The following is a 21,836-nucleotide window of genomic DNA, read 5'->3' as shown; positions in this document are numbered from 1 at the left end:
AATCCCTACTACGGCAGTCTTGGAACATACTTCGCTGATGTGACTGGTGATGGCAAGGCTGATGCTATCGTTGTTAACAACGACAAAGTTACTGTGCGACGCTCTAATTAAGTGAATGGCATTCGCTAGGAAGTCAGCGCCCTGACTCGGCTACAACACTCAATCTGACCACTGCTTATAAAACTTTTTTGATAAACGGGCTGGCTTCCCTAATAAAAAATGGTTCCTTCCAGACGAGTTTATTTATGGTTGGTTTTGGGTATAGCGATGTCTACGACGGGCGTAGCTGCGGCCCCGATGCTATCCCTTTTTCTCAACATTAAAGCAACGATCGCTATCACTTTGCTATTTGATGCGATCGTTTTCGGATTGATGGTTGTAGACGGTTTGCAGGTGCGGCGTTCTCGCGTGCAAATTACCCGCGAACTACCGTCGCGATTATCCATTGGGCGGGACAATCCTGTGGTGCTAAAAGTAACATCGCAAAATACCGATGCCCTAATTGAAATCTGTGATTATTACCCAACAGGGTTTGGCGTATCTGCACCCGTACTTCATGCTCTTGTTAAGAGTAACAGCACCCAGGAATTGACGTATACCGTCAACCCGACACAACGGGGAGAGTTTCCTTGGGGAAATATTCAAGTCAGACAGTTGGGACTTTGGGGATTAGCTTGGGATGATTGGCAAATTCCCCAAAGTCTGCCAGTAAAAGTTTATCCTGATTTAGTGGGATTGCGATCGCTCACAATTCGTCTGACATTGCAATCATCAGGATCAATGCGCCAATCTCGTAAAACTGTTATTGGTACAGAGTTTGCCGAACTGCGGAACTATCGCACTGGTGACGATTTACGGTTTATTGATTGGAAAGCTACCGCTCGTCGGGTTGGGGCCTATGGTAATGCAACGCCACTGGTGAGGGTTCTGGAACCAGAACAGGAGCAAACATTACTTATCTTGCTTGATCGTGGACGGTTGATGACAGCAAAAATGCAAAGTTTGCAGCGATTTGACTGGGGTTTGAATGCAACTTTATCCTTAGCTTTGGCGGGGTTACATCGAGGCGATCGCGTGGGTGTTGGTGTATTTGACCGCCAGATGCATACGTGGATTCCCCCAGAACGCGGTCAACATCATTTGAATCAGCTAATTGATCGCCTAACTCCAATTCAACCAGTGTTATTTGAATCTGATTATTTGGGGGCGGTGACAAATGTTTTGCAGCGTCAAACTCGCAGGGCGCTAGTGGTAGTGATTACCGACTTAGTTGATGTCACCGCCTCTACAGAACTCCTGGCTGCACTCTCCAAGCTAGCACCGCGCTATCTGCCATTTTGTGTTACTCTGCGAGATCCGCAAGTTGATCGTCTGGCACATACCTTCACAGATGATGTTACAGATGCTTATGCCCGTGCAGTGGCACTCGATTTATTAATGCAACGACAAGTAGCATTTGCCCAGCTGAAACAAAAAGGTGTATTGGTACTAGATGCACCAGCAAATCAAATTGCCGATCAGTTAGTTGAGCGATATCTGCAACTCAAAGCGCGGAATCAACTTTAGTAGAGACGCGAAATTGAACTGGGCTTCTCTACGAGACGCTATCGCGAACGCCCCGCTACGCTAACGCGTCTCTACTAATCACGATTAAACAACCACAAAATTATTGTTGCTTAGTGACAATCCAGCTGATAGTTGGGCAAATTTTACCTGAGTAAACCCAGTCGCACTGCCATCTTGGTCAAAATACAATGCACCTTTAATAAAGTCATAGATAAATCGTTGATTGCTTGTCGTTGCAGATGTTCCCAGAGTAAACTGACTTTTCTGAAGTGAAGATGTTGATAAGCTGCCACCAAAAGCAGCAGCCGATACCTGAATCAGTTCATTGGTGGCGTTGAAATCATAAATAGTGTCAATGCCTTCATTGTAACTATTGAAAACAAAGACATCATTACCATCCCCTCCATAAAGGGTATCATTCCCGTTCCCACCGATGAGGATGTCATTGCCATTACCACCATCAAGGGTGTTATTCCCTAAGGCGGTTATGGCGGAGAGCAAATCATTGCCATTGCCCCCAGAGAGGAAATTATCGCCTGATGAATAGTCAATATTCAAGGAATCGTTACCAGCGCCACCGTTGAGAGTGTTATTGCCAGAGGCAGCATAGCGTCCGTAACCGATTTCCATGAAGCCAGAGGCGGAGAGAAAATCATTGCCATCGCCCCCAGAGAGCAAATTATTGCCTTCTGAAAAATCAGCATACAATTTATCGTTACCAGCGCCACCGTTAAGGGTATTATTGCCAGAGGTGGTAGTGGGAAGCCGTCCGAAATCAAAGTCGAATGAGCCAGAGGCGGAGAGATAATCATTAGACTTCTCCGAAAATGAATCTACAACCCTTGTGCAGCTTGGGCTGATACCTAATTTCTGGAGATGTCTATTGCCATCGCCCCCAGATAGCAGGTTATCGCCTGTTGAACCGTCAGTATACAAAAAATCGTTACCAGCGCCACCATTGAGAGTGTTATTGCCAGCGGTATTATAGAATTTGTGTCCTACGTTGCTGCGGGCGTAAAATGAGCCAGAAGCACTAAGAGAATCATTGCCATTGCCCCCAGAGAGCAGATTATCGCCTATTGAATCAGACTGAGAATTATCTAATAGAACATCGTCACCAGTACCACCAATGAGAGTATCATCGCCCGCACCACCGCGCAGCAAGTCGTTGCCACTCAAGCCATCGATGCGGTCATTACCCCCCTGACCATTGATTACATCATCTGAGTCATCAAAGCCGTTGACATTGTTGGAGAGGTCGTTAAGGAAGGTGACTGTGTTCAAGTTGAAGATAGTGCTTTGGGTGGAGTTAGCATTGAAGACATCAAAGCTATCCGTGATGCTAGTTTGCCCATCAAACAGGATATTGCCGACCTGAGCTAAATTGTCTAGGTTTTCCAGGGCAAAGTTTTGCAGAACCACTTTAGGACTATAAAACACCCCTTCAAAAATGATTTCTAGATTGTTGCCATTTTGAGTTAATAGCAGATTTCTCGGAGTTAATTGGTCATTTCCTCTAAATTGCAAGGTATCCAATTCGGTAATCACCGCTGCTGATGGATTTGAGCCTTTACCAATGCCACCGAAATCGGTGATGGTACTAACGTCAGTATCACCTTCGTCGTAAACAAATTTATCATTGCCACCGCCACCAGTTAAGATATTATTACCCAAATCAGTATAGATGGTGTCATTCCCATTGCCACCGTCTGGGTCAGCAGCAGATTCTGAGCAGTCAAGCCGGAACCAAGGAATTTGATGGTGTCTACTTCGGCAATGACTGTTGCTGTTGGGTTTGTCCCTTTACCTACGCCACCGAAATCAGTAATAGTATCAGTGTCGTAGCCGTCGCCCAAGTTGTAAACAAATTTATCTTTGCCACCGCCACCAGTCAGAGTATCGTAGCCCTTTTTCGCTGTGATGGTATCGTTGCCTGCTTTAGCGTTAATCGTGTCCTCGAAGTCGCTGCCTACTAGAGTATCATTACCGTTGGTTCCAATGACATTTGCCATAACTTTTACCTACCTAAATCGATTTTTTCAGTAACTTCAGTTCTCAACCTTGAGTTTAGTGCAGTTTTAGCGCCCAAAAATTCGCCGAAATTTGACGTTTTCGTGGCAGCGATGCCTGGGTTGGGCTACGCCTATTATTATGATCAAGATCAAGCGATCGCCTGGGAATATCTTATATGCAATAATCGTTACAAGTTACCAGAGTTAGAGCGCAGACATGAGCCAACTTTGCCCAGAACGCTTGCAAGCCATCCGCACCCATACCGAAAGTTGAGCAACAAAACCCAACATCTACTCTCTGTTAACACTAATTGCATTGAACAACCGAATGCAAGGTGCTTACAAAAGCACCTTGCAATCCGCACCGCTTAGTGATATAAAAACGCTAATTTCGATTAAACAACCGCAAAATTGTTGTTGCTTATTGACAATCCAGCTGATAGTTGGGCAAATTTTACCTGAGTAAACCCAGCCGCACTGCCATCTTGGTCAAAATACAGTCCACCTGTAGAAAAGTCATAGATAAATCGTTGAGCGATGGCTGTTGCAGATGTTCCGATGGTAAACTGGTTTTTCTGAAGTGAACCGGTTGATAACCCGCCAGCAAAACCAGCAGCCGATACCTGAATCAGTTCATTAGTGGCGTTGAAGTCATTAAGACTATCAAGACCTTCTTTGTAACTATTGAAAGCAAAGGTATCAGTACCAGATCCTCCATAAAGGGTATCATTACCAAAACCACCTGTCAGGATATCGTTGCCCAAACCACCATAGATTGTGTCATTCCCATTGCCACCGTTGAGGGTGTTCTTACCAGAGGCGTTAGAGGCAGAGATATAATCATTGCCAGCCCCACCAGAGAGTAGGTTATCGCCTTTTGAATTGCTAGCACTCAAGTTATCATCACCAGTGCCACCGTCAAGGGTGTTATTCCCTATGGAGCGGGAGTCGAATGTGGACGAGAGGTCGCGGGGTTCGTGCGGGTCTTGGTTGGGGGTGTACTTGTAGTAGCCAGAGATGGAGAGAGAATCATTACCATCGCCCCCAGACAGCAGGTTATCGCCTGTTGAACCGCCAGCACTCAAGGTATCCTTACCTGCACCACCGTTGAGGGTATTATTGCCTATGGAGCGAGAGTCGTAGTCGTCGTAGTTACTTCCTTGGTGGTAGCCAGAGATGGAGAGAGAATCATTGCCATCGTCCCCAAAGAGCAGGTTTTTGCCTGTTGAACCGCTAGCGCTCAAGTTATCGTTACCAGCGCCACCGTTGAGGGTGTTATTGCCATAGGAGCGAGAGTTAAAGTAGTCGTTTGCGTACACGAAGCTCTGGTAGCCAGAGACGGAAAGAGAATCATTGCCATCGCCCCCAGAAAGCTGGTTATCGCCAACGAGGGTATCATTCCCCGTACCACCAATAAGGGTGTCATCCCCCGCGCCACCAATGAGAGTATCATTTCCCGCACCACCCCGCAGCAAGTCGTTGCCACTCAAGCCATCGATACGGTCATTGCCCCCCTGACCATTAACGACATCATCTGAGTTATCTAAACCCGTAATATTGTTAGAGAGGTCATTGAGAAAAGTTACCGTGTTCTTGATGCCCAGGCTAGTTTCAGTGGAATTGGCATCTAGGACATTAAAATTGTCTGTAATGCTAGTTTGCCCATCAAACAGGATATTACCGATAGCTGCTCTGCCTCCAGAAGCTTTCAGATTCTCCAAGTTTTCTAGTTTGAAGTTTTGCAGGATAACTATGGTATTAGCCTTCCCTTCAAAGGCGATTTCCAGGTTGCTGCCATTCTCGGTAAGCAACAGATTTCGGGCAGTTAAGCCGGAACCAAGGAATTTTAGGGTGTCCACTTCAGCAATGACTGCTGCTGTCGGGTTAATTCCTTTACCTACGCCACCGAAATCAGCGATTGTATCAGTGCCGTCACCCAAGTTGTAAACAAATTGATCCTTGCCACCGCCACCTGTGAGGAAATCACCTCCCACACCACCAATGAGAGTATCATTCCCAATACCGCCCTGTAGCAAGTCGTAGCCGTCGGTTCCAATGATAATTGCCATAATTTTTACCTACCTAAATCAATTTTTTCAGTAACTTAAGTTCTCAATCTGCTGTTAGTGCTGTTTTAGGGAACAAATAACTCGCCAAAATTTCACATTTTCGGCATAGTTTAACGTCACCCTTGAGGATCGCCTTCGCTGAAAATACCTCGAAAAATCAAGCCAGAATGCCTAAAACTCACACTTGATAGTCGGTTTTGTTATCAATAGTCCTAATTATAATCAAGATCAAGCGATCGCATGGCGATGTATTGTCTCTAAGTAATAATTACTACAAGTTGCTAGAATTAAAACGCAGACATAATCCAACTTAGCCCAGAACACTTGCAAGCCATCCGCACCCATACCGAAAGTTAAGCAACAAAACCCAACATCTACTCTCTGTTAACACTAATTGCTTTTAACAATCGAATCCAAGGTGCTTACAAAAGCACCTTGCAATCCGTACCGCTTAGTGTGGAAAAACGCTAATTTCGATTAAACAACCGCAAAATTGTTGTTGCTTAGTGACAATCCAGCAGATAGTTGGGCAAATTTTACCTGAGTAAACCCAGCCGCACTACCATCTTGGTCAAAGTACAGTCCACCTGTAGAAAAGTCATAGATAAATCGTTGATTGCTTGTCGTTGCAGATGTTCCGAGGGTAAACTGACTTTTCTGAAGTGAACCTATTGATAACCCGCCACCAAAACCAGCAGCCGATACCTGAATCAGTTCATTAGTGGCGTTGAAGTCACCAAGACGATCAACACCTTCATTGTAACTATTGAAAGCAAAGGTATCAGTACCAGATCCTCCATAGAGGCTATCATTACCTTTGCCACCTGTCAGGATATCATTGCCATTACCACCATCAAGAGTGTTATTGCCTAATGCGCTGTAGGCGGAAAGAGTATCATTGCCATCACCCCCAAGGAGTAGGTTCTTGCCTGTTGAATAATCAACAATCAAGTTATCGTTACCAGCGCCACCATTGAGGGTGTTATTGCCAGATGTTCTCCGATAGACTGCCTGGTCGTCGCCTAAGTAGTTGTCGTACTGGTAGCCAGAGGCGGAAAGAGTATCATTGCCATCGCCCCCATTCAGTAGGTTCTTGCCTGATGAATAATCAACATTCAAGTTATCGTTACCAGCGCCACCATTGAGGGTGTTATTGCCAGTGGTACCAAAATAATTTCCTCCCCAGCCGTAGCCGTAGTCAGAGGCGGAAAGAGTATCATTTCCATCGCCCCCATCCAGTAGGTTATTGCCTGATGAATAGTTAACATTCAGGTAATCCTTACCAGCGCCACCTTTGAGGGTGTCATTGCCAGAGGTATTCCAATACCTGTAGCCCTCGAAGTCAGAGGCAAAGAGAGTATCATTGCCATCGCCCCCAGAGAGCAGGTTAGCGCCTGTTGAAATGTTAGCACTCAAGTAATCATCACCAGTGCCACCGTTGAGGGTATTATTCCCAACGGCAAGATTGACGGAGAGAGTATCATTGTTATCGCCACCAGAGAGCAGATTAGCGCCTGTTGAAAACATCGCATTCAAGTAATCGTCACCAGCGCCACCGTTGAGAGTGTTCTTACCAGAAGCGCCATCTCGGTAGCTACCAGAGGCACTAAGAGTATCATTGCCATCGCCACCAGAGAGCAGGTTATTACCTGTTGAAATGCCAGCACTCAAGTAATCGTTACCAGCGCCACCGTTGAGGGTGTTCTTACCAGAAGCGCCATAGTCAGACGCGGAGAGAGTATCATTGCCATCGCCACCAGAGAGCAAGTTATTACCTGTTGAAATGTCAACATTCAAGTAATCGTCACCAGCACCACCATTAAGGGTGTCATTGCCCGCACTATCAATGAGAATATCATTTCCTATATCACCTTGCAGCAGGTCATTCCCCGTACCACCAATGAGAGTATCATTCCCTCTACCACCAACGAGAGTATCATTCCCCGGACCACCCCGCAGCAAGTCGTTGCCACTCAAGCCATCGATTTTGTCATTACCCCCCTGACCATTAACGACATCATTTGAGTTGTCTAAACCCGTAATATTGTTGGATAGGTCATTGAGGAAGGTCACTGTGTTCTTGATGCCGATGCTAGTTTCAGTGGAGTTGGCATCCAGGACATTAAAATTGTCCGTGATGCTAGTTTGCCCATCAAACAGGATATTACCAAAAGCTGGTTTTGTTCTAGAAGCTTTTAGATTCTCCAAGTTTTCTAATTTAAAGTTTTGCAGGATGACTTTTGTACCATCTTGCCCTTCAAAGGTGATTTCCAAATTGCTGCCATTCTGGGTGAGCAGTAAATTTTGGGCAGTGAAACCAGCACCTTGGAATTTGATGATATCCACTTCGGCAATGACTGCTGCTGTTGGATTTATTCCTTTACCTATACCACCAAAATCGGTAATAGTATCAGTGCCGTCGCCCAAGTTGTAAACAAATTGATCCTTGCCGCCACCACCAGTCACGGTGTCGTTGCCCCTGTTCCCGATGATGGTATCGTTGCCAGCTTTACCGTTAATCGTGTCCGCGCTGTTACCACCAAGTAGAGTATTATTACCGTTAGTTCCAATGATATTTACCATAACTTTTACCTGACTAAATCTATTTTTTTAGTAACTATTAAGTTCTCAGCCCTAAATTAGTGCTGTTCTAGAGGACAATAACTCGCCGAGAGTTGACACTTTTGGTATACTTTTGTGTCTCTCTTGAAAGAGAGTAATTTTTCTCGAAAATCCAATCTATTGGCCAGCTTGCAAGTAGCACCTATTTAAGTATCAAAGTCTCACGCACTATACAAATCCATGATCTATGAATTAACTCAAATAAGTCGTTTAGGCTTTTTTTAACCATCCTTTATAGAATAGCGTAGGCGTAGCCCAACGCAGGCATAGCTGAAAAAGCGTTGTCAAATCAAGCTTGAATGCCTCAAATTCACACTTGATAATTTGGTTTTTTTGTCAATGAGTCAGTCCTACTCTCTTAAAAATAGAGAACAGTTAACTCTTGATAGGGAAAGGGATTTTTATAACCCCGTTGTGGGCTATTGCCCGTGGGTGTTTAGCTTAAAAATACAGAACATCTAAATAACACTGTGATAACCATATATGAATATTTACTGAGATGTCTATACTGAAAGCCACATCTTTGCATACTCTTCACATTAAATGCTGTTTGTGTATATAAAAATACTTAAAATTGTGTATTTCTAACATTTTGATAGTCAATAATTTGCAGAAAGCAGCAGGTAATGTGAAGTTTGATCGATTCGCGGAGCGTGTCGTTCGCGGAGCGTCTCCGACAGGAGAAGACAGCCTTCCAAGGGAGGAAACTTGTTAGATCCTTGAAATAATAAAAGACGATAAGCGTACCCTACGCAGAGGCTACAAAGGTGTGAATGATGGGAGAACCTATAATCTTGACACTTATGTGGTGGGTAAGTTTGCCACTGGCAGCATTGGGCATCAACTGGTCGCAGGTTTTAATCTCACCAGGAATACTGATGATACCATGAATAGTAACCGCCAAATTGCTGCTATTAACCTGTTTAACCCGGTGTAGGGTAGCCAGCCATTCGGTGATGTTAGCTTTTCTACACACCAAAAGAACCAGATGCTCCTTATCAACTTAGGCTCAAACCCCCACAAGGCGAAACCACAGCAGTCTATGTCAATCCTTACCTGGTGCAATTATGGGCAGCAGTGTCAGCGATCGCGGGAAAAATTGCGTTGGGAACTCAAAAAGATATTAGCCCAAGGCGTTGAGCACGAGTAAACCTGCTTTTGCTTTCCAACAGAAGCTAGCAGATGAGCCAAAGATTTTTGGTAAGGTCATTCGCGCAGCTGCCATGAAATGACAACTCAACTTAATAGTACCCTCAAGGGTACTACTAGATACATTTTTTAGTTGATATCATAGCTTTTAAGTACAGCGATGGAGGCAATCTTTCCTCTAGCTGGCATTAAAAATTACAGGTTAAACAAAAATGATCATGAATTCACTCAAGAAGTCCATGCGCTTGACCAAGATTTTAGCATTTGCTCTATCATTTCTGGTTTTCTATTTCTCTACATCAGCGATCGCAGCGCCAAGCACCCTTGCTACCTTAATTATCACGGAAAAAGCGACAATTACTGGAGGAAAGTTGAGTATCGACACAACACATCCTTTGCCAGCTACAACAGTTATTCGCTCTGCTAAACTTTCCTTACCGGCTGGTGAAACTGGAACAATTAATAAGATTAAAATTACTAGCCCAAATGGACTTGAATTCGGTTGTCAAGATATTCAAGTGAAAGACGGTGTTGATTTAATTAAAGCCTGTGGTGGTCCTGCTGTTTTAGAAGCAGGAGGAGCGATTACTTATGTAGCTGAAGGAAGTGGTTTTGCACCAAAACTTAACACCAACCTAACAGTTGTTTTATCGGATGATTTTTAGACACCAGTTTTAGCTCGACTTTATCCATTTTTTGGCAACGCTCAATCTGACGCTGAAAGCTTTGTGGGACAATAGTTTTACTTGTTCGATTTCACCGAGAATCCGTGACATGGAAAAAGTTTTTGCCAAAAAGCTAGGGTTTTGCTGTATCAAGGAAACCAAGTTCTTAATTTTGGATAAAGTCGAGTTTAGAGGATGTTTGAAAAGTATTTGGCTGTGATTTTAGGCACTTATTTATCTCCCATAACCTCCCTTAAAAAGCAGGGCTGTTTCATTCCCTAAAAGACGCTGATTTACAAGCGTTTCAAGCAAAAAAATCAGGTTACTAAAAAATCTGATTGGACAAGAAAATGGTGATCACACTTAAATTTATCCGTTGAAGTGGTAATTTTTATTTTTCCCACTTCCCTAAATTTCCCAGTGAGTACTCTTGACAAAATCATGACCTTATAGAATGAAACACCCCTGCCCTTAAAAAGGGGGGAACTGGAATTAAAATCCCCCAATTTATCGGGGGATTTAGGAGAATCTAGAACGTTTTGATACCTACAATAGAACTTTTCAAACAACCTCTTAACCGGAATTACAATTACAAGTTTAGTGAATAAGTCGCTCTAACTTTTATTCCAGGCACAAATTAGCCTTATCGGCTTAAGCAGTCAGCATTTGCGCTTGGAATACATTGTGCTATGTGAATACATTACTTATGTCAATAATTTATCCCCTAACACATTTCAGTCTTGCCTTGAATGAATGCGTTTTAGTAGGCTGGGCAATTCGTTTGTGGCGGCAATCAACCAGCCTAGCAATGATTGTATAGGCATCGGTATTTGGATAATCAGGGTTCCAGTGAGTTTACGACACTTTACTCTATTATTCTCTCATAAGAGTGATGGAAGAGCGTTAATGCTACTTTCTGAGTAGAGGTGTAATTTGGCAACACTTGATTCAATTTTGCTTCATTGAGATGTAGATGATCTGACAACACGGCAGAGATAACATCCCGAAAATCAGTAGTAATAGCCAAGTCCCTACCTTGGTAAAGTTGGGCTGTAGATAAACCAGGCCATTCACCGTAAACTTTACCACCGCGAATATTACCGCCCAAAACCCACATGACATTTCCATGACCGTGGTCAGTACCACCGTTATCATTTTGCTTGACTGTACGACCAAACTCGGACATCACGACAATTGTCGTATTCTGGTAAACGCTCCCCAAACCTTTGACCAAAGCGGTCAAACCTGAACCCAATTTTTCTAGGTTCCGAGCTAACTGTCCTTGAGTGCTACCTTGATTGACATGAGTATCCCAACCCCCCAAAGCCATAAACCCTAATTCAATTCTGGGGTCTTTGAGCATTAGTTGCGCCAATCGTTGGGCATCGCTGGCGAAGCCATCAGGTGAAGGCGCACCATTATTCGCCATTTTCATTTCACTATCTAGGTCATTCATGATCGCCTGACGCGCCATCTGTCCTTGGCGATAGGTCTGACTTAGGGCATCATTACCGCTATAAAGTTGGTTAAATGCTGCTGCTAATTGAGGACGATCTATTGGCAAAGGTCTGTTAGCATTTCTCCCTGATGCGATGTTAGCTACAGGCATCCGTCCAGAAAAAATCCAGGGTGTTGTTTCTCCGACACTTACTGCTTGGATGGGTGTTTTTTGAGAAATCACCCCTAGTAAACGATTCATCCAACCATTCGGAGTATGTTTGTCACCAGGCGTAGCGTTTTCCATGTATTCTTGAGCATCAAAGTGAGAACGAGTTGGATCGGGAGAACCACAAGCGTGAACAAATGCCAAACTGTTCTGCTGCCATTCGGGCATCAAAGAAGCTAATGCTGGATGCAACCCAAAGCGTCCATCTAAATCTATTACTCCCCCTTCCTTCCCTGGTTGAGGAATAGAAATTTGCGGTCGGGCTTGATAGTAAGCTGTTTCTGAGTAAGGAACCACGACGTTTAAACCGTCTACTGCCCCCCGGAGGAAAATTACAATCAAGCGCTTCTGGTCACTGTTTGGGGTAGCGGATCTAGCTATCCAAGCATTGCTGCTTACGGCTGTGATTGCGGAAGCTGAAAAAATTCCACCTTGGATTAGGAAGTTGCGTCTTTTCATAATTAAAATTACTGAGTTATGGCTGTTTTAAATTCGGTAGAATACAAGTTCTTTGTAAAAACATAGAAATATCTGATCTTCACTGTATCTGGGTCAGAACTGCTATGTCAGCAACCCAGGTCTTTAGACACTGCTGCTTTCGCGTAAGCTTTGAAGCCGTGCTGACTAGACCACTTAATGATTTGAGTTTTATAACTTCACAATTGTGTAACTAACGATGCATAAATTCTGGACTGCCCAAAATTAAAGCACTATGGATTTGAGGGGAACTAGAGGCGATCGCCTTTTGCGTTTTCACTGAAAAAGAATTGCCCAATGTATTAGTTAGTTGCAAAGCATCTACAGGAATACTGGGAGACTTTTGTAAAAGTCCTTGGCCTGTGCCGATTTTCTCCTGTCCTGGTGTTCTCTCCCTCTCTTCCATATTTGTGGGGATGCTTGATAAGGGTAAATTTCCATTGGCGATCGCTGATGCAAAGCTGAGGCGGCGGTTCATTGCATCAGGATTTAACCACACATCTGCTGTGTTTTTGTAACCGTCTGGAGTTTGGCAACCGTATAGGGGCATTCCCAACTGTTGCAGCAGATTGGAGATTGGTTTTGTGTTCTTCACTTCGACACCCGTGGCTCGTACTGCCGAGATAGCGTATTGATAGGGTGTTTTAAACTTGGCATTAAAGTTTTTTGCATCCCAGAATTCCCGGCTGTGGAATAGGGTTTTAAGAACCTCACGAATATTGCCATCAGTGGCAAGATAACGTTGTGTGAGATTGTTTACCAGAGTAGTTGGGGGAAGATCGCTGACAAAATATTCAGCTATCTGATAGCTGATGTGACGTGCAGTTGCCGGACTTCGAGCCAAAATATCCAAAGCTTCCTCACCTTGGGCTTCACCACCACTTTTAATTGTGTGTCCCAGGAAAACTTTGTCGCTAAAATCATGACGCTTTGGGTTGAAGTAAAATCCGAAACTATTATCTGTCTGCTGACCGGCACGACTGAAACCCCAACCACTTAAAATCCGCGCCAGAGCAATCACATCTTGCTGAGTATAACCTTCATCCACACCGAGAGTGTGTAGCTCCATCAGTTCGCGGGCATAATTCTCATTCAAACCTCGGACATTACCTTGGGCATCAGGGCGGCTGTCAGCCCGATTTTGGAAGTTGTCCAGATAAAACTGCATGGCTGGATGATGAGCTGTTGCCCCTAACAGGTCACGAAAGCGACCCAAAGCATAGGGTCGAATCGCCTGTTGTTCATAAGCTCCTACCCAGAGGCGATCGCGTCCTTTAGCAGCATCTACATTAAAATGGTTATACCAAAAGTCCACCATCACTTCCTGGAGTTGTCGCTGACTGCTAGTTGCCTGTAATAATCGCGCCTGGACTGCCTCATTTAGCACCTTTTTAGCCCACTTGTTGGCAGCTTTTTTTTCTGACTGGCTGGGTTTTTGTCCTGGGAGATGAGTTGTGCCATATTCTAAGAGTTCCACTGGATTCAAGTGGAGAGTATCTAGCTGCTTTAGTTGGCTGGTGAGACTTTGTGGTTCGGGAATCGATTCGGGTGAGAGCTGCTCTTGAATGTATCGCTCTACACCCATAGACTCCACTCTTTGCACATCTTCGGGACGAGGGCCAAAGCTGAGGCGATTTATTATATGTAATACTTTTGGGTCAACAGGTGTGGAGGCTGCATGACTGGGGTCAATTCCTCCCAGTAAGATCAACAGCAACAATACCCAATATTTCGGCTTTACAGTCATAGAGTTAATTGTGCTGTGCTATAGGTGGGGGATTTTTCTTATACATGCGATCGGCAAATTTCTGTCGTTGCTCTGGGTTCAAAATTTCCCGAATCGCAAGCGTATTTTCAAACTGGGTATCAGCAAGCTGCTGCTTTACAAGCTTGATTTGGTTATATTTACCACGCACTTGCTCTTTAGTAGCTGTCCCTGCTATCAGGTCATGTAATTCCTGTTCCCCTTGACGTATCTCCTGTGATTTTTGGGCTATCTGCTGTTTGGATTGATTACGAATTTCCTTAATCTGTTGCAGTTGCTGGGATGTCAAATTCAAATCCTTGAGCCATCCCCCTGATTTACCACGATTTGGATGAGGTACATTTGTGGGGGTTTGGGCAATGACTTGGCGTGAAACTAAAGTTGGCTTGGCCAGAGCAATAGTGCTACCAAGGACAATCATCGCCACCGCCAAAATGGAAACACGACGGATTAACATCAAAGCGATCTCCTATTCAGTATCTAAATCTGTAAAATGCCATACATCACTTTCCAGATGTTCGTTACTGACTGTACCTTGCCAATTGCTTTCAATAAAAGTTTCTAATGTGGCAAGTTCAGCCGGACTCGGTTGAGCCGGTATGAAGGCACGGTAGCCAACTATAGCAGATACTAATCCAGCAGCAAGGGCAGGCAGAACTAACCTCAGCCTTGAATAGTGGCGTAAGGGTGCTTGAGGCCAAGTTTTCACCTGTTGTAAAATTTGTTGTTCCAAATCAGGCGAGGCTGGCGGAACTTCTGGGCGATGTTGGCAGAGAAAATTAATTAGGTCAGAATCATCATTGGGGAGCTGAGTCATAGCTGTACTCCTTGGTTTTGGAGAAATTGACGCATGGCAGCACGAGCATGGAATAGGCGTGACTTGACTGTTCCCAGGGGAATGTCTAGAATTTGTGCTACCTCTTTTTGAGGTACTTCTTCCAAATCATGCAAAACCAATATCGTGCGATGGTCAAAACTTAGGTTTGCCAGTCCCCGTTGCACAAGGTCTTGATAATGCAGATTCATTAACTCTGGGGCTTCCTGTTGGGTAGGAGTTTTTTCACTCAGAATCTGTAATTGAGTTCGCCTTTTAACATCTGCCTGTCGCTGGTCATAAGCCACGTTCCAAGCGATTCGATATAGCCAGGTGGAAAATTTTGCTGTTTGGCGAAACTTGGGTAATCCTTTCCAGGCTTGCAGAAACACTTCCTGCACCACATCATCCAGGCAGGCAGGAGTACAGAGTTTGTAGAGGATTGACCTCACTCTTTGCTGATGGCGACGGTAAAGCTGACCGTAGCTTTGGGTATGACCTCGCAAGCACTGCTGTACTAGATAACTGTCAGATTCGCTTTCTGATTCACCAATCAATTGATTTGTTTTTGAAATCTTGGCTGGCACAACTAACACCTGAGGCGTTCTCCTCTATCCGTTTCGTTGCTTGTATTTATTAGACTGGATGAATGGGAAAAAGGTTCAAATGGGTTAGAAGTTGGGGCATAAACAACACCTGTTCAAGGTAACTACGGCTCTCAATACGTAGCAATTCATTTACTAATATCTAGTTTTACTAAGTTTAGGTAAGTATTTTAGACCAGCCGAAACGTGTAATATCTGACTATATATGAAGTGCCATCCAGATCCACGCCACACAACCAGCAATTGAGAACACGGCTGGTATTTTTTGAAAGCCGTCTCCCCTAATTGAACCTTTTGTGAAAGAAATAAGTCTAAAACTATAGATTTCTGGTTCAATCAAAGGTATGTCTTTATGAACATGAAAAGAATTCTCTCATCTTGTTTGTTAGGCGTTTTGCTAACTTCGAGTGTTTTCGCAGAGCGTGCATCTGCTCTAGAAGTAATTTTGGGAAACGATCACCGACATGAGTGGCGCGAACGAGAACAAGCGAGGCTAGTATTGCTACGTAGAGAGCGTGAAGAACGTGAGCGCCGTGAATGGCAACGTAGACAACATGAAAAACGTGAATGGCGCTCTAGACATGAGTATGACTATCGATAAGAAATCACTCTCAGTTAAGAGATTAGCACTTAATACACTAGATCGATAAAAAGTAGAAGGGAGGCAATAACTTCCCTTCTTTTGTGGCATCAGAGGAAAAATTTTCAAAAGGGAATGGCACTCGACCAACCAGTTTTTTCAATAAATCAAGTGAGCCGTCCAGGTTGTCGCTAAAGATGCGAGAGTAAGTTTTCAGAATCATTGTACATGCAAAATTTTGATTCGCTAGATATCATTTTTGGGTAAGTTAGTAAATAAATAAGTCCGACTCTGCAATATTTATTTACAACGTTTCCCATTTTGCCGTTATCTCGGTGGACACCCAATAATGAGCAAGTAATAAATGCTGCTTAATTGTCATGACTCGTAACCGCTAATTTACTTATATTGAATCTGCTGGAATCTCTAGGATTTATCGTCATAATTCCTCCAATTATTGAAATACGTTGTTGTTGAATCCACGTTAAACCTGTGGTCGATTACCTTTTATAACACTAGCAATGAAAGCATAGCTTTTGCCCCTCAAACGACTTAATCTAGGGAAAAGTTAGAGAAAAATTAGTTAATTAGCAGGTGAATAATTATATGGAATTAAAAGCACAAAACTGGAAAAATTTGACAGCAAACCATTTGTGCGACTGGCACGGTATTTGGACAAGATATTCGCCCCAAGGAGAAGTTACCGAGTCGTTTCGTAGTCTGAGAAGCTTTCAGAGCAATCCACAGCACACAGAAATAGCTCACACTAATCGCTATATATATGCTGATGGCACAATCAAGTCAGAAAGTTGGGAATATAACTTGGAGTCTAATAGCTTACTTGATGGGGTTTTTCACCCCCAAAGTCAGTGGATGAGGGGGTTGTTCTTTGAATCAGGTCATGCTGCTTGGGTGACAATGCAGTTAAAAATTGACTCCTTTTTTGCTGTTGAATTATTTTTTAAGGACGAGGAACTACGACATAGTGTCGGTATTGTTTACGATCAGCAAGGAGCTTTGTTCCGAACGGCGAACATTCGTGAAGATGCTACAGGTTTCCCTAGTAAATACTGGTCTAAAGAAATAGAACAGGTATCTGAGAGAAATCTGAGTGGCAATTGGCAAGGAACCTCCGTCACCATTACCCCTGATTTAAAGATTTCTGAGCCTGTACCAACTCAACTACACCCTAGTTGGGAAGGACAAAATACCTTCTTTTTACCTGACGGAGTTTCTATCAGTTGTCCAGATAAAGTCAGTGTTGGTACTCCTTTGATTCTGGCAGCGAATTGGCTGGTGACAGACTCCAAATTGCAACAATTGAGCGTATTGTATGATGAGTCTGGCGCTTTTGCTGCACTGACTCTGGAACTCCTGCACATTTGATCCTCCCGAATTGGTGGGCTTTGCCAATATAGCCAAGGGACTTCCAAAAAATAAAATAATCAACTAGTAAAAATGTACTCTTAATTTTTGTTGATTAATTTATTCTTTGGAAGTCCCTTAAGACCGGACTCAATCCCTCAGAAGCGCCATAAACTGCCGCTGCTAGTCCAGTAGGCCCACCACCCACAATCGCCAAGTCATAGAAAGACCGCTCTGCCTGGGTTTGCAGTCCAATTTTAGCGGCAATATCTAAATTAGATGGTTGAATTAATCTGGAAGCATCGGGAAACAGCAGCAAGGACAATTGCTGTCTACCATCAGCTTGTGCGTATTCCACCAGTTTTGCGGCATCTTGCTCCAGTTCAATGTTTAACCACTTGTATGGAATCTGGTTACGCGCCAGGATGTTACTCAACAATTGCAGTGCCTAGCCGTTGTCTTCAGAAATCTGTCGTCAAAATATTTACTGTTTAACCAGTTGCTTTAAACGAAAGTATGCCTCTTCTGGTGTCAGCGCAACTGATTGACTTTCATTAGGCATGTAAAATACCCAGGTATCAGGAAAGTAATGCACCACAAAGCTTGGAATCAGACCCAAACTTACTGCTTGCTTTCCGAGTTTTTCAGCTTGTTCCTCTAAACTCAGTTGGTCATGAAATGGGTGTTCAGCCATACTTTTTCATCTCCCTGCACTTTATTTGACCCTGTAAGAACGTTCAATACCCGCATTGCACAAATCACTTAAAAGTGATTCACCATGTTCCAGAATGACTTGAGAATATTTTGGTAGTAGACCTAAATAATTTCAAATATGCTTTTGTAGAGAATCATAAAGCTATTTTGGTCATTCAGTCTAGCCCAATGTCTGTTTCTCCAAATCCTCCGGTACTCATAACTTGGATAATGTTGAGTTGCTTTAATCAGGGAAGAGGGTACAGGGGATACCTATAACCTATTCACTCTAACGAGGGAGACTAGTACACCTGGCGCGTAAATCCAGCTAACATCTCAATTAACAAGACTTAAGGCAAAATCCCCTTGTTAAAGATAGGCAAACTGACGCCGTGCACTAGCTACAATTAAGCTAAATCTTTGGCGTTTCATGTGACGCCGATAGCGTAGCTTGCTTCCCTGTTCGCGGAGCGTCCCGTAGGGAAGGGGTACGCCAACGGCATAGCAACTCTTAGAGACGCTACGCGTAGCTTGCTTCTTTGCAGGAGTACGCTTAGAGCGAGTCTTCTCCCAAAGGGAGACGCCAAGGGCGAACGAGCGTCACAGCCTGTCGTAGACATCGCTCAATCACGTTAGGATACTTAGTTAGGTGTTCCTCATCAAACGGTAATTTACTTATGAGCCAACTTGAAGACATTCAAGCTGAGTACGAAAAGTTTCCTGAAGCATTTGAGAGTGTAATCATTAGCACCGTGAGTGCCCAGGCAATACCCAATGCTAGTTATGCTCCCTTTGTAATGGATGATTCCAAGAATATCTACATTTACGTCAGTGGTCTTTCAACTCATACCAAAAATCTCTATGCCAATCCTCATGTTAGTGTCTTGTTTATTGAGGATGAAGCTAAGAGTAATCTAATTTTTGCCCGTCGTCGTTTGAGTTTTGATTGTACAGCAACTTTGATAGAGCGTGAAACTGACAAGTGGAATCAAATTGTTGAGCAATTTCAAGGGCGCTTTGGTCAAATCATCGAGGTTTTGCGCGGCTTGTCTGACTTTCGGATTTTCCAGTTAACTGCGAGTGAAGGTCGTTTTGTAGTTGGTTTTGGGGGAGCGTATCACATCAGTGGTGATAACCTCAATCAAGTTGTTCAAATCACAGGAGATGCCGGCAAAAAGCAAGGATGAATTATGAATTAGTTTAACTGTATGCAAATTAAATATAGAACAGCTTAGAAGACAAAAAGTTTACTTCCTCTGGGATTTATCGGTAAGCTTTACTTTATACCTCATAATTTTGCCTTCGGGTAAAGTGTTATTAAACTAAACTTTTTAATTTTATGCTTCAGTTTAAACCTCCTGGCTTTGGACATAAACTTATCCATACATCCTTGGGGGCAATGGTTTACTATACCCAAACGAATGCACCTTGGGCGATGCCTGCGGCGGGCGGAGCGATCGCTGATACTGAAGATTTACGCCCACTACTGTTTCTCCACAACTTTGGTGGTGGGGCGTCTGCATATGAATGGTCTAAAGTTTACCCGGCTTTTGCCTCTAATTACCATATTTTAGCCCCCGATTTAATCGGCTGGGGAGAATCGGCTCATCCAGTCCGGGATTATAAAATTAGGGATTATCTCAGCACGATCGCAGAGTTTATCATCCAAACTTGTCGTCAGCCGGTGACGGTGGTAGCCTCGTCTCTAACAGCCGCTTTTGCTATCCGCCTAGCTATTGTTCAACCCAATTTATTCAAAGCACTGTTTTTGGTGTCACCCTCTGGATTTGATGATTTTGGACAAGGTGCTGGACGCAGACTTCCGCTTTCGGTGATCAATACGCCTCTGTTGGACAATTTTATTTACATGCTTGGTGCTGAAAATGAAATTGCAGTCCGAAATTTTTTACAAAGTTTTCTTTTTGCCAAGTCACAACGAGTATCTCAAGAAATGGTGGAGGCTTATTTAACCTCTGCACAACAGCCTAATGCCAAGTTTGCCGCTTTAGCATTTTTGCGGGGTGATCTTTACTTTGACCTGAGTTTATATATTCAGCAACTGACAATTCCCACCGTCATTTTTTGGGGAGAAAAGGCACAATTTACTAGCATCAAATTAGGAAGACGCTTGGCAAATTTAAATATAAGGGCAATTCAAGATTTTTATGCGATCGCAGATGCAGGAATATTACCTCACTTGGAAATGCCAGAAGTTTTCATTGGTCTATTGCAAAGGTATCTTTAGGAGTTAGGAGTTAGGAGTTAGAGTTAGGAGTTAGGAGTTAGAGTTAGGAGTTTGGAGTTTGGAGTTAGGAGTTTGGAGTTTGGAGTTTGGAGTTTGGAGTTTGGAGTTAGAGTTAACTTTCGCCTGTTACTTAGAGAGCAACTGTGCATTTAATGCTTTCGTGATGCGATCGCTAGAAACTTCCTAGTGAGCTAGAGTGTAAATATCAAGGCTTTCACTAAGTTGTTTGAGCCTAACACTAATGGCTTTTTGCAGTTGGCGCAATTCATACCAAGCCAATGTCCGACCATCTTCAGGTGTATTAGTAGTACCCAACATTATCTCTAGCAAAATATTCAGATATTCCCCTTGCAGTGAACGGCGGATGCTAGAAATTGGCTTTGGTTTTTTTGAGGCAAAAACCTCTGTCCAGATGCCTGTTTGCAGAGTGTCGAACAGTTCGGGCATTGAAAGTGCTTGCCCAGGCTGGGTTTTTAATTCTATATCTTGTAAACGATTGAGCCGATCGCTGTCTAATAGCGATCGCAGTACGGCACTTTGGAAGTTCAAAATACTTTCGTGAATTGGATAATCAAGGCGGTTGTTAGGTACAGAACTACCCCAGTGTTCCCAGCGCAAGGGTGCCAGTTGATTCAGTAATTTTGGAGAAAAACTGAAAGCATCAAATTGGCGAAAATCTTCCTTTTTACCTTTAGCAAGATTATTTTCAGCACTTGCTAAGTTTTCAACATATGGGAGTGCATTTAATTGTTGTACATCAATATTTGAAAGCTGGTTTCCCCCGCGTAATTAGTTACTAGTAACAAGTTAAACAGTATTAATACTATACAGATTCCTAATTTGCTTATCCAGTATTTCATCCTTTGGCTTTCCACCTGAAGCAGTTCTCGTGTTGATGAAAAAATGTGATTAATTTGTTATCTGCAAGTTCCTCAAATATTTATGAATTACGGTATAAATCCACTCAGTCAGACAAACAACGCCTCTAGCCTAAAAGTCGTGTGACTATTGATTATTATTAGTAGCTCTCTAGGAATTATCCATTAATTATCTATATCTTAAGATAGATAATTTACACATCTAAAGATACATGTTTTTTTACTTCTATCTGTATTCAAAACTAAATCTAGCATTAAAAATGTATTTAGTGCTACAAAAGTTATTTCACATCTGACTCTAACTGTTAACGACATACAGTTAAGTGGGTAGGCGCAATTAGAAATCATTTCAGGACTTACGCAAAAAAGTTCTGAAGTAGGGGTAATTCATGAATTACCCCTACGACAAATCAGGTTTTTGAGACAATTTTGCGTAAGTCCTACATTTATAAAGTAAATCAAAAGTTAGGGTGCGTTACGGCATTAGCCTAACGCACCGCTATCTACAGCAGTTTGCAAGTAATTAAGGTACACAATGCAGGACTCAAAATCAGATATAAAGAGTTTCTACCTCATGCTTCCAGCAAGAACAGCCTCCTGCCTTAAAACCCGTAGCTTTGTACTTCATGCAAAAGAAAACTGCTGTAACATGGTGCATTAGGTGC

Annotated in this window: 16 protein-coding genes and 4 pseudogenes; 8 read left to right on the top strand and 12 right to left on the bottom strand. The window is 43.2% G+C overall.

The window, feature by feature from the left end; translation table 11 throughout:
* The first annotated feature begins 219 nt into the window (after positions 1-219).
* On the top strand, positions 220-1,566 hold the full coding sequence (locus V7K30_RS10970) for a DUF58 domain-containing protein (RefSeq protein ID WP_334999069.1): 1,347 nt from the start codon (positions 220-222) through the stop codon (positions 1,564-1,566).
* A gap of 87 nt (positions 1,567-1,653) precedes the next feature.
* Here V7K30_RS10970 and V7K30_RS10965 read toward each other — a convergent pair.
* Positions 1,654-3,578 (bottom strand): annotated as a pseudogene (locus V7K30_RS10965) (calcium-binding protein); the annotation flags it as partial.
* A 102-nt stretch (positions 3,579-3,680) separates the two neighbouring features.
* Between V7K30_RS10965 and V7K30_RS10960 the strand changes: the two are divergent.
* Entirely contained in the window at positions 3,681-3,950 is a 270-nt protein-coding gene (locus V7K30_RS10960) for a hypothetical protein (protein WP_334999068.1), read from the top strand.
* 23 nt (positions 3,951-3,973) lie between these two features.
* On the opposite strand, the pseudogene V7K30_RS10955 reads toward V7K30_RS10960, so the two are convergent.
* The 3 genes and pseudogenes from V7K30_RS10955 to V7K30_RS10945 form a co-directional block, all read right to left on the bottom strand.
* A pseudogene (locus V7K30_RS10955) lies at positions 3,974-5,638 on the bottom strand (calcium-binding protein); the annotation flags it as partial.
* Positions 5,639-6,124: 486 nt separating this feature from the next.
* A pseudogene (locus V7K30_RS10950) lies at positions 6,125-8,230 on the bottom strand (beta strand repeat-containing protein); the annotation flags it as partial.
* Between the two features lie 787 nt (positions 8,231-9,017).
* On the bottom strand, positions 9,018-9,248 hold the full coding sequence (locus V7K30_RS10945) for a hypothetical protein (RefSeq protein WP_334999065.1): 231 nt from the start codon (positions 9,246-9,248) through the stop codon (positions 9,018-9,020).
* A 382-nt stretch (positions 9,249-9,630) separates the two neighbouring features.
* Between V7K30_RS10945 and V7K30_RS10940 the strand changes: the two genes are divergently transcribed.
* Positions 9,631-10,083 (top strand): hypothetical protein, encoded by a 453-nt coding sequence (locus V7K30_RS10940; protein ID WP_334999064.1) that lies wholly within the window; start codon positions 9,631-9,633, stop codon positions 10,081-10,083.
* An 865-nt stretch (positions 10,084-10,948) separates the two neighbouring features.
* On the opposite strand, the gene V7K30_RS10935 is transcribed toward V7K30_RS10940, so the two are convergent.
* The 5 genes from V7K30_RS10935 to V7K30_RS10915 all read right to left on the bottom strand — a co-directional run bounded on the left by V7K30_RS10935 (position 10,949) and on the right by V7K30_RS10915 (position 15,392).
* Positions 10,949-12,208, bottom strand: coding sequence for a DUF1501 domain-containing protein (locus V7K30_RS10935; RefSeq protein WP_334999063.1), 1,260 nt, complete (start codon positions 12,206-12,208; stop codon positions 10,949-10,951).
* Positions 12,209-12,419: 211 nt separating this feature from the next.
* Positions 12,420-13,973 carry a DUF1800 domain-containing protein gene (locus V7K30_RS10930; protein ID WP_334999062.1) on the bottom strand — a complete coding sequence of 518 codons (1,554 nt, stop codon included), beginning with the start codon at positions 13,971-13,973 and terminating at the stop codon, positions 12,420-12,422.
* A gap of 4 nt (positions 13,974-13,977) precedes the next feature.
* Positions 13,978-14,448 carry a Spy/CpxP family protein refolding chaperone gene (locus V7K30_RS10925; RefSeq protein WP_334999061.1) on the bottom strand — a complete coding sequence of 157 codons (471 nt, stop codon included), beginning with the start codon at positions 14,446-14,448 and terminating at the stop codon, positions 13,978-13,980.
* A gap of 12 nt (positions 14,449-14,460) precedes the next feature.
* The gene (locus V7K30_RS10920; RefSeq protein ID WP_334999060.1) at positions 14,461-14,808 is read right to left on the bottom strand and encodes a hypothetical protein; all 348 of its coding nucleotides are present in this window, start codon (positions 14,806-14,808) and stop codon (positions 14,461-14,463) included.
* Entirely contained in the window at positions 14,805-15,392 is a 588-nt protein-coding gene (locus V7K30_RS10915; RefSeq protein WP_334999059.1) for a sigma-70 family RNA polymerase sigma factor, read from the bottom strand. Before V7K30_RS10915 ends, V7K30_RS10920 begins: the two co-directional genes overlap by 4 nt.
* 370 nt (positions 15,393-15,762) lie before the next feature.
* Between V7K30_RS10915 and V7K30_RS10910 the strand changes: the two genes are divergently transcribed.
* Together V7K30_RS10910 and V7K30_RS10905 are read left to right on the top strand one after the other, a co-directional pair.
* A complete protein-coding gene (locus tag V7K30_RS10910) occupies positions 15,763-16,011 on the top strand; it encodes a hypothetical protein (protein ID WP_334999058.1) in 249 nt (82 codons plus the stop codon).
* A gap of 585 nt (positions 16,012-16,596) precedes the next feature.
* A complete protein-coding gene (locus V7K30_RS10905; protein WP_334999057.1) occupies positions 16,597-17,376 on the top strand; it encodes a DUF3598 family protein in 780 nt (259 codons plus the stop codon).
* A gap of 94 nt (positions 17,377-17,470) precedes the next feature.
* Here V7K30_RS10905 and V7K30_RS10900 read toward each other — a convergent pair whose 3' ends face one another.
* Positions 17,471-17,794: a hypothetical protein gene (locus V7K30_RS10900; RefSeq protein WP_334999056.1), complete on the bottom strand. Its 324-nt coding sequence runs from the start codon at positions 17,792-17,794 to the stop codon at positions 17,471-17,473.
* Positions 17,795-17,839: 45 nt separating this feature from the next.
* Positions 17,840-18,049, bottom strand: a complete 210-nt coding sequence (locus tag V7K30_RS10895; RefSeq protein ID WP_334999055.1) for a hypothetical protein — start codon at positions 18,047-18,049, stop codon at positions 17,840-17,842.
* A 676-nt stretch (positions 18,050-18,725) separates the two neighbouring features.
* Here V7K30_RS10895 and V7K30_RS10890 point away from each other — a divergent pair.
* From V7K30_RS10890 to V7K30_RS10880, 3 genes are all read left to right on the top strand, one after another.
* A complete protein-coding gene (locus tag V7K30_RS10890; protein ID WP_334999054.1) occupies positions 18,726-19,235 on the top strand; it encodes a HugZ family pyridoxamine 5'-phosphate oxidase in 510 nt (169 codons plus the stop codon).
* Positions 19,236-19,387: 152 nt separating this feature from the next.
* The gene (locus tag V7K30_RS10885) at positions 19,388-20,293 is read left to right on the top strand and encodes an alpha/beta fold hydrolase (RefSeq protein ID WP_334999053.1); all 906 of its coding nucleotides are present in this window, start codon (positions 19,388-19,390) and stop codon (positions 20,291-20,293) included.
* A gap of 58 nt (positions 20,294-20,351) precedes the next feature.
* Entirely contained in the window at positions 20,352-20,480 is a 129-nt protein-coding gene (locus V7K30_RS10880) for a hypothetical protein (protein ID WP_334999052.1), read from the top strand.
* Here V7K30_RS10880 and V7K30_RS10875 read toward each other — a convergent pair.
* Positions 20,477-20,956: pseudogene (locus tag V7K30_RS10875) on the bottom strand (zinc-dependent metalloprotease); the annotation flags it as partial. The gene V7K30_RS10880 and the pseudogene V7K30_RS10875 overlap by 4 nt on opposite strands.
* Positions 20,957-21,836 lie beyond the last annotated feature (880 nt).

Origin of the sequence: Nostoc sp. (assembly GCF_036917655.1) — a bacterium.
GTDB lineage: Bacteria > Cyanobacteriota > Cyanobacteriia > Cyanobacteriales > Nostocaceae > Nostoc.
Note: the sequence above shows the minus strand (reverse complement) of the source record. Positions and strands in the feature narration are given on the sequence as shown.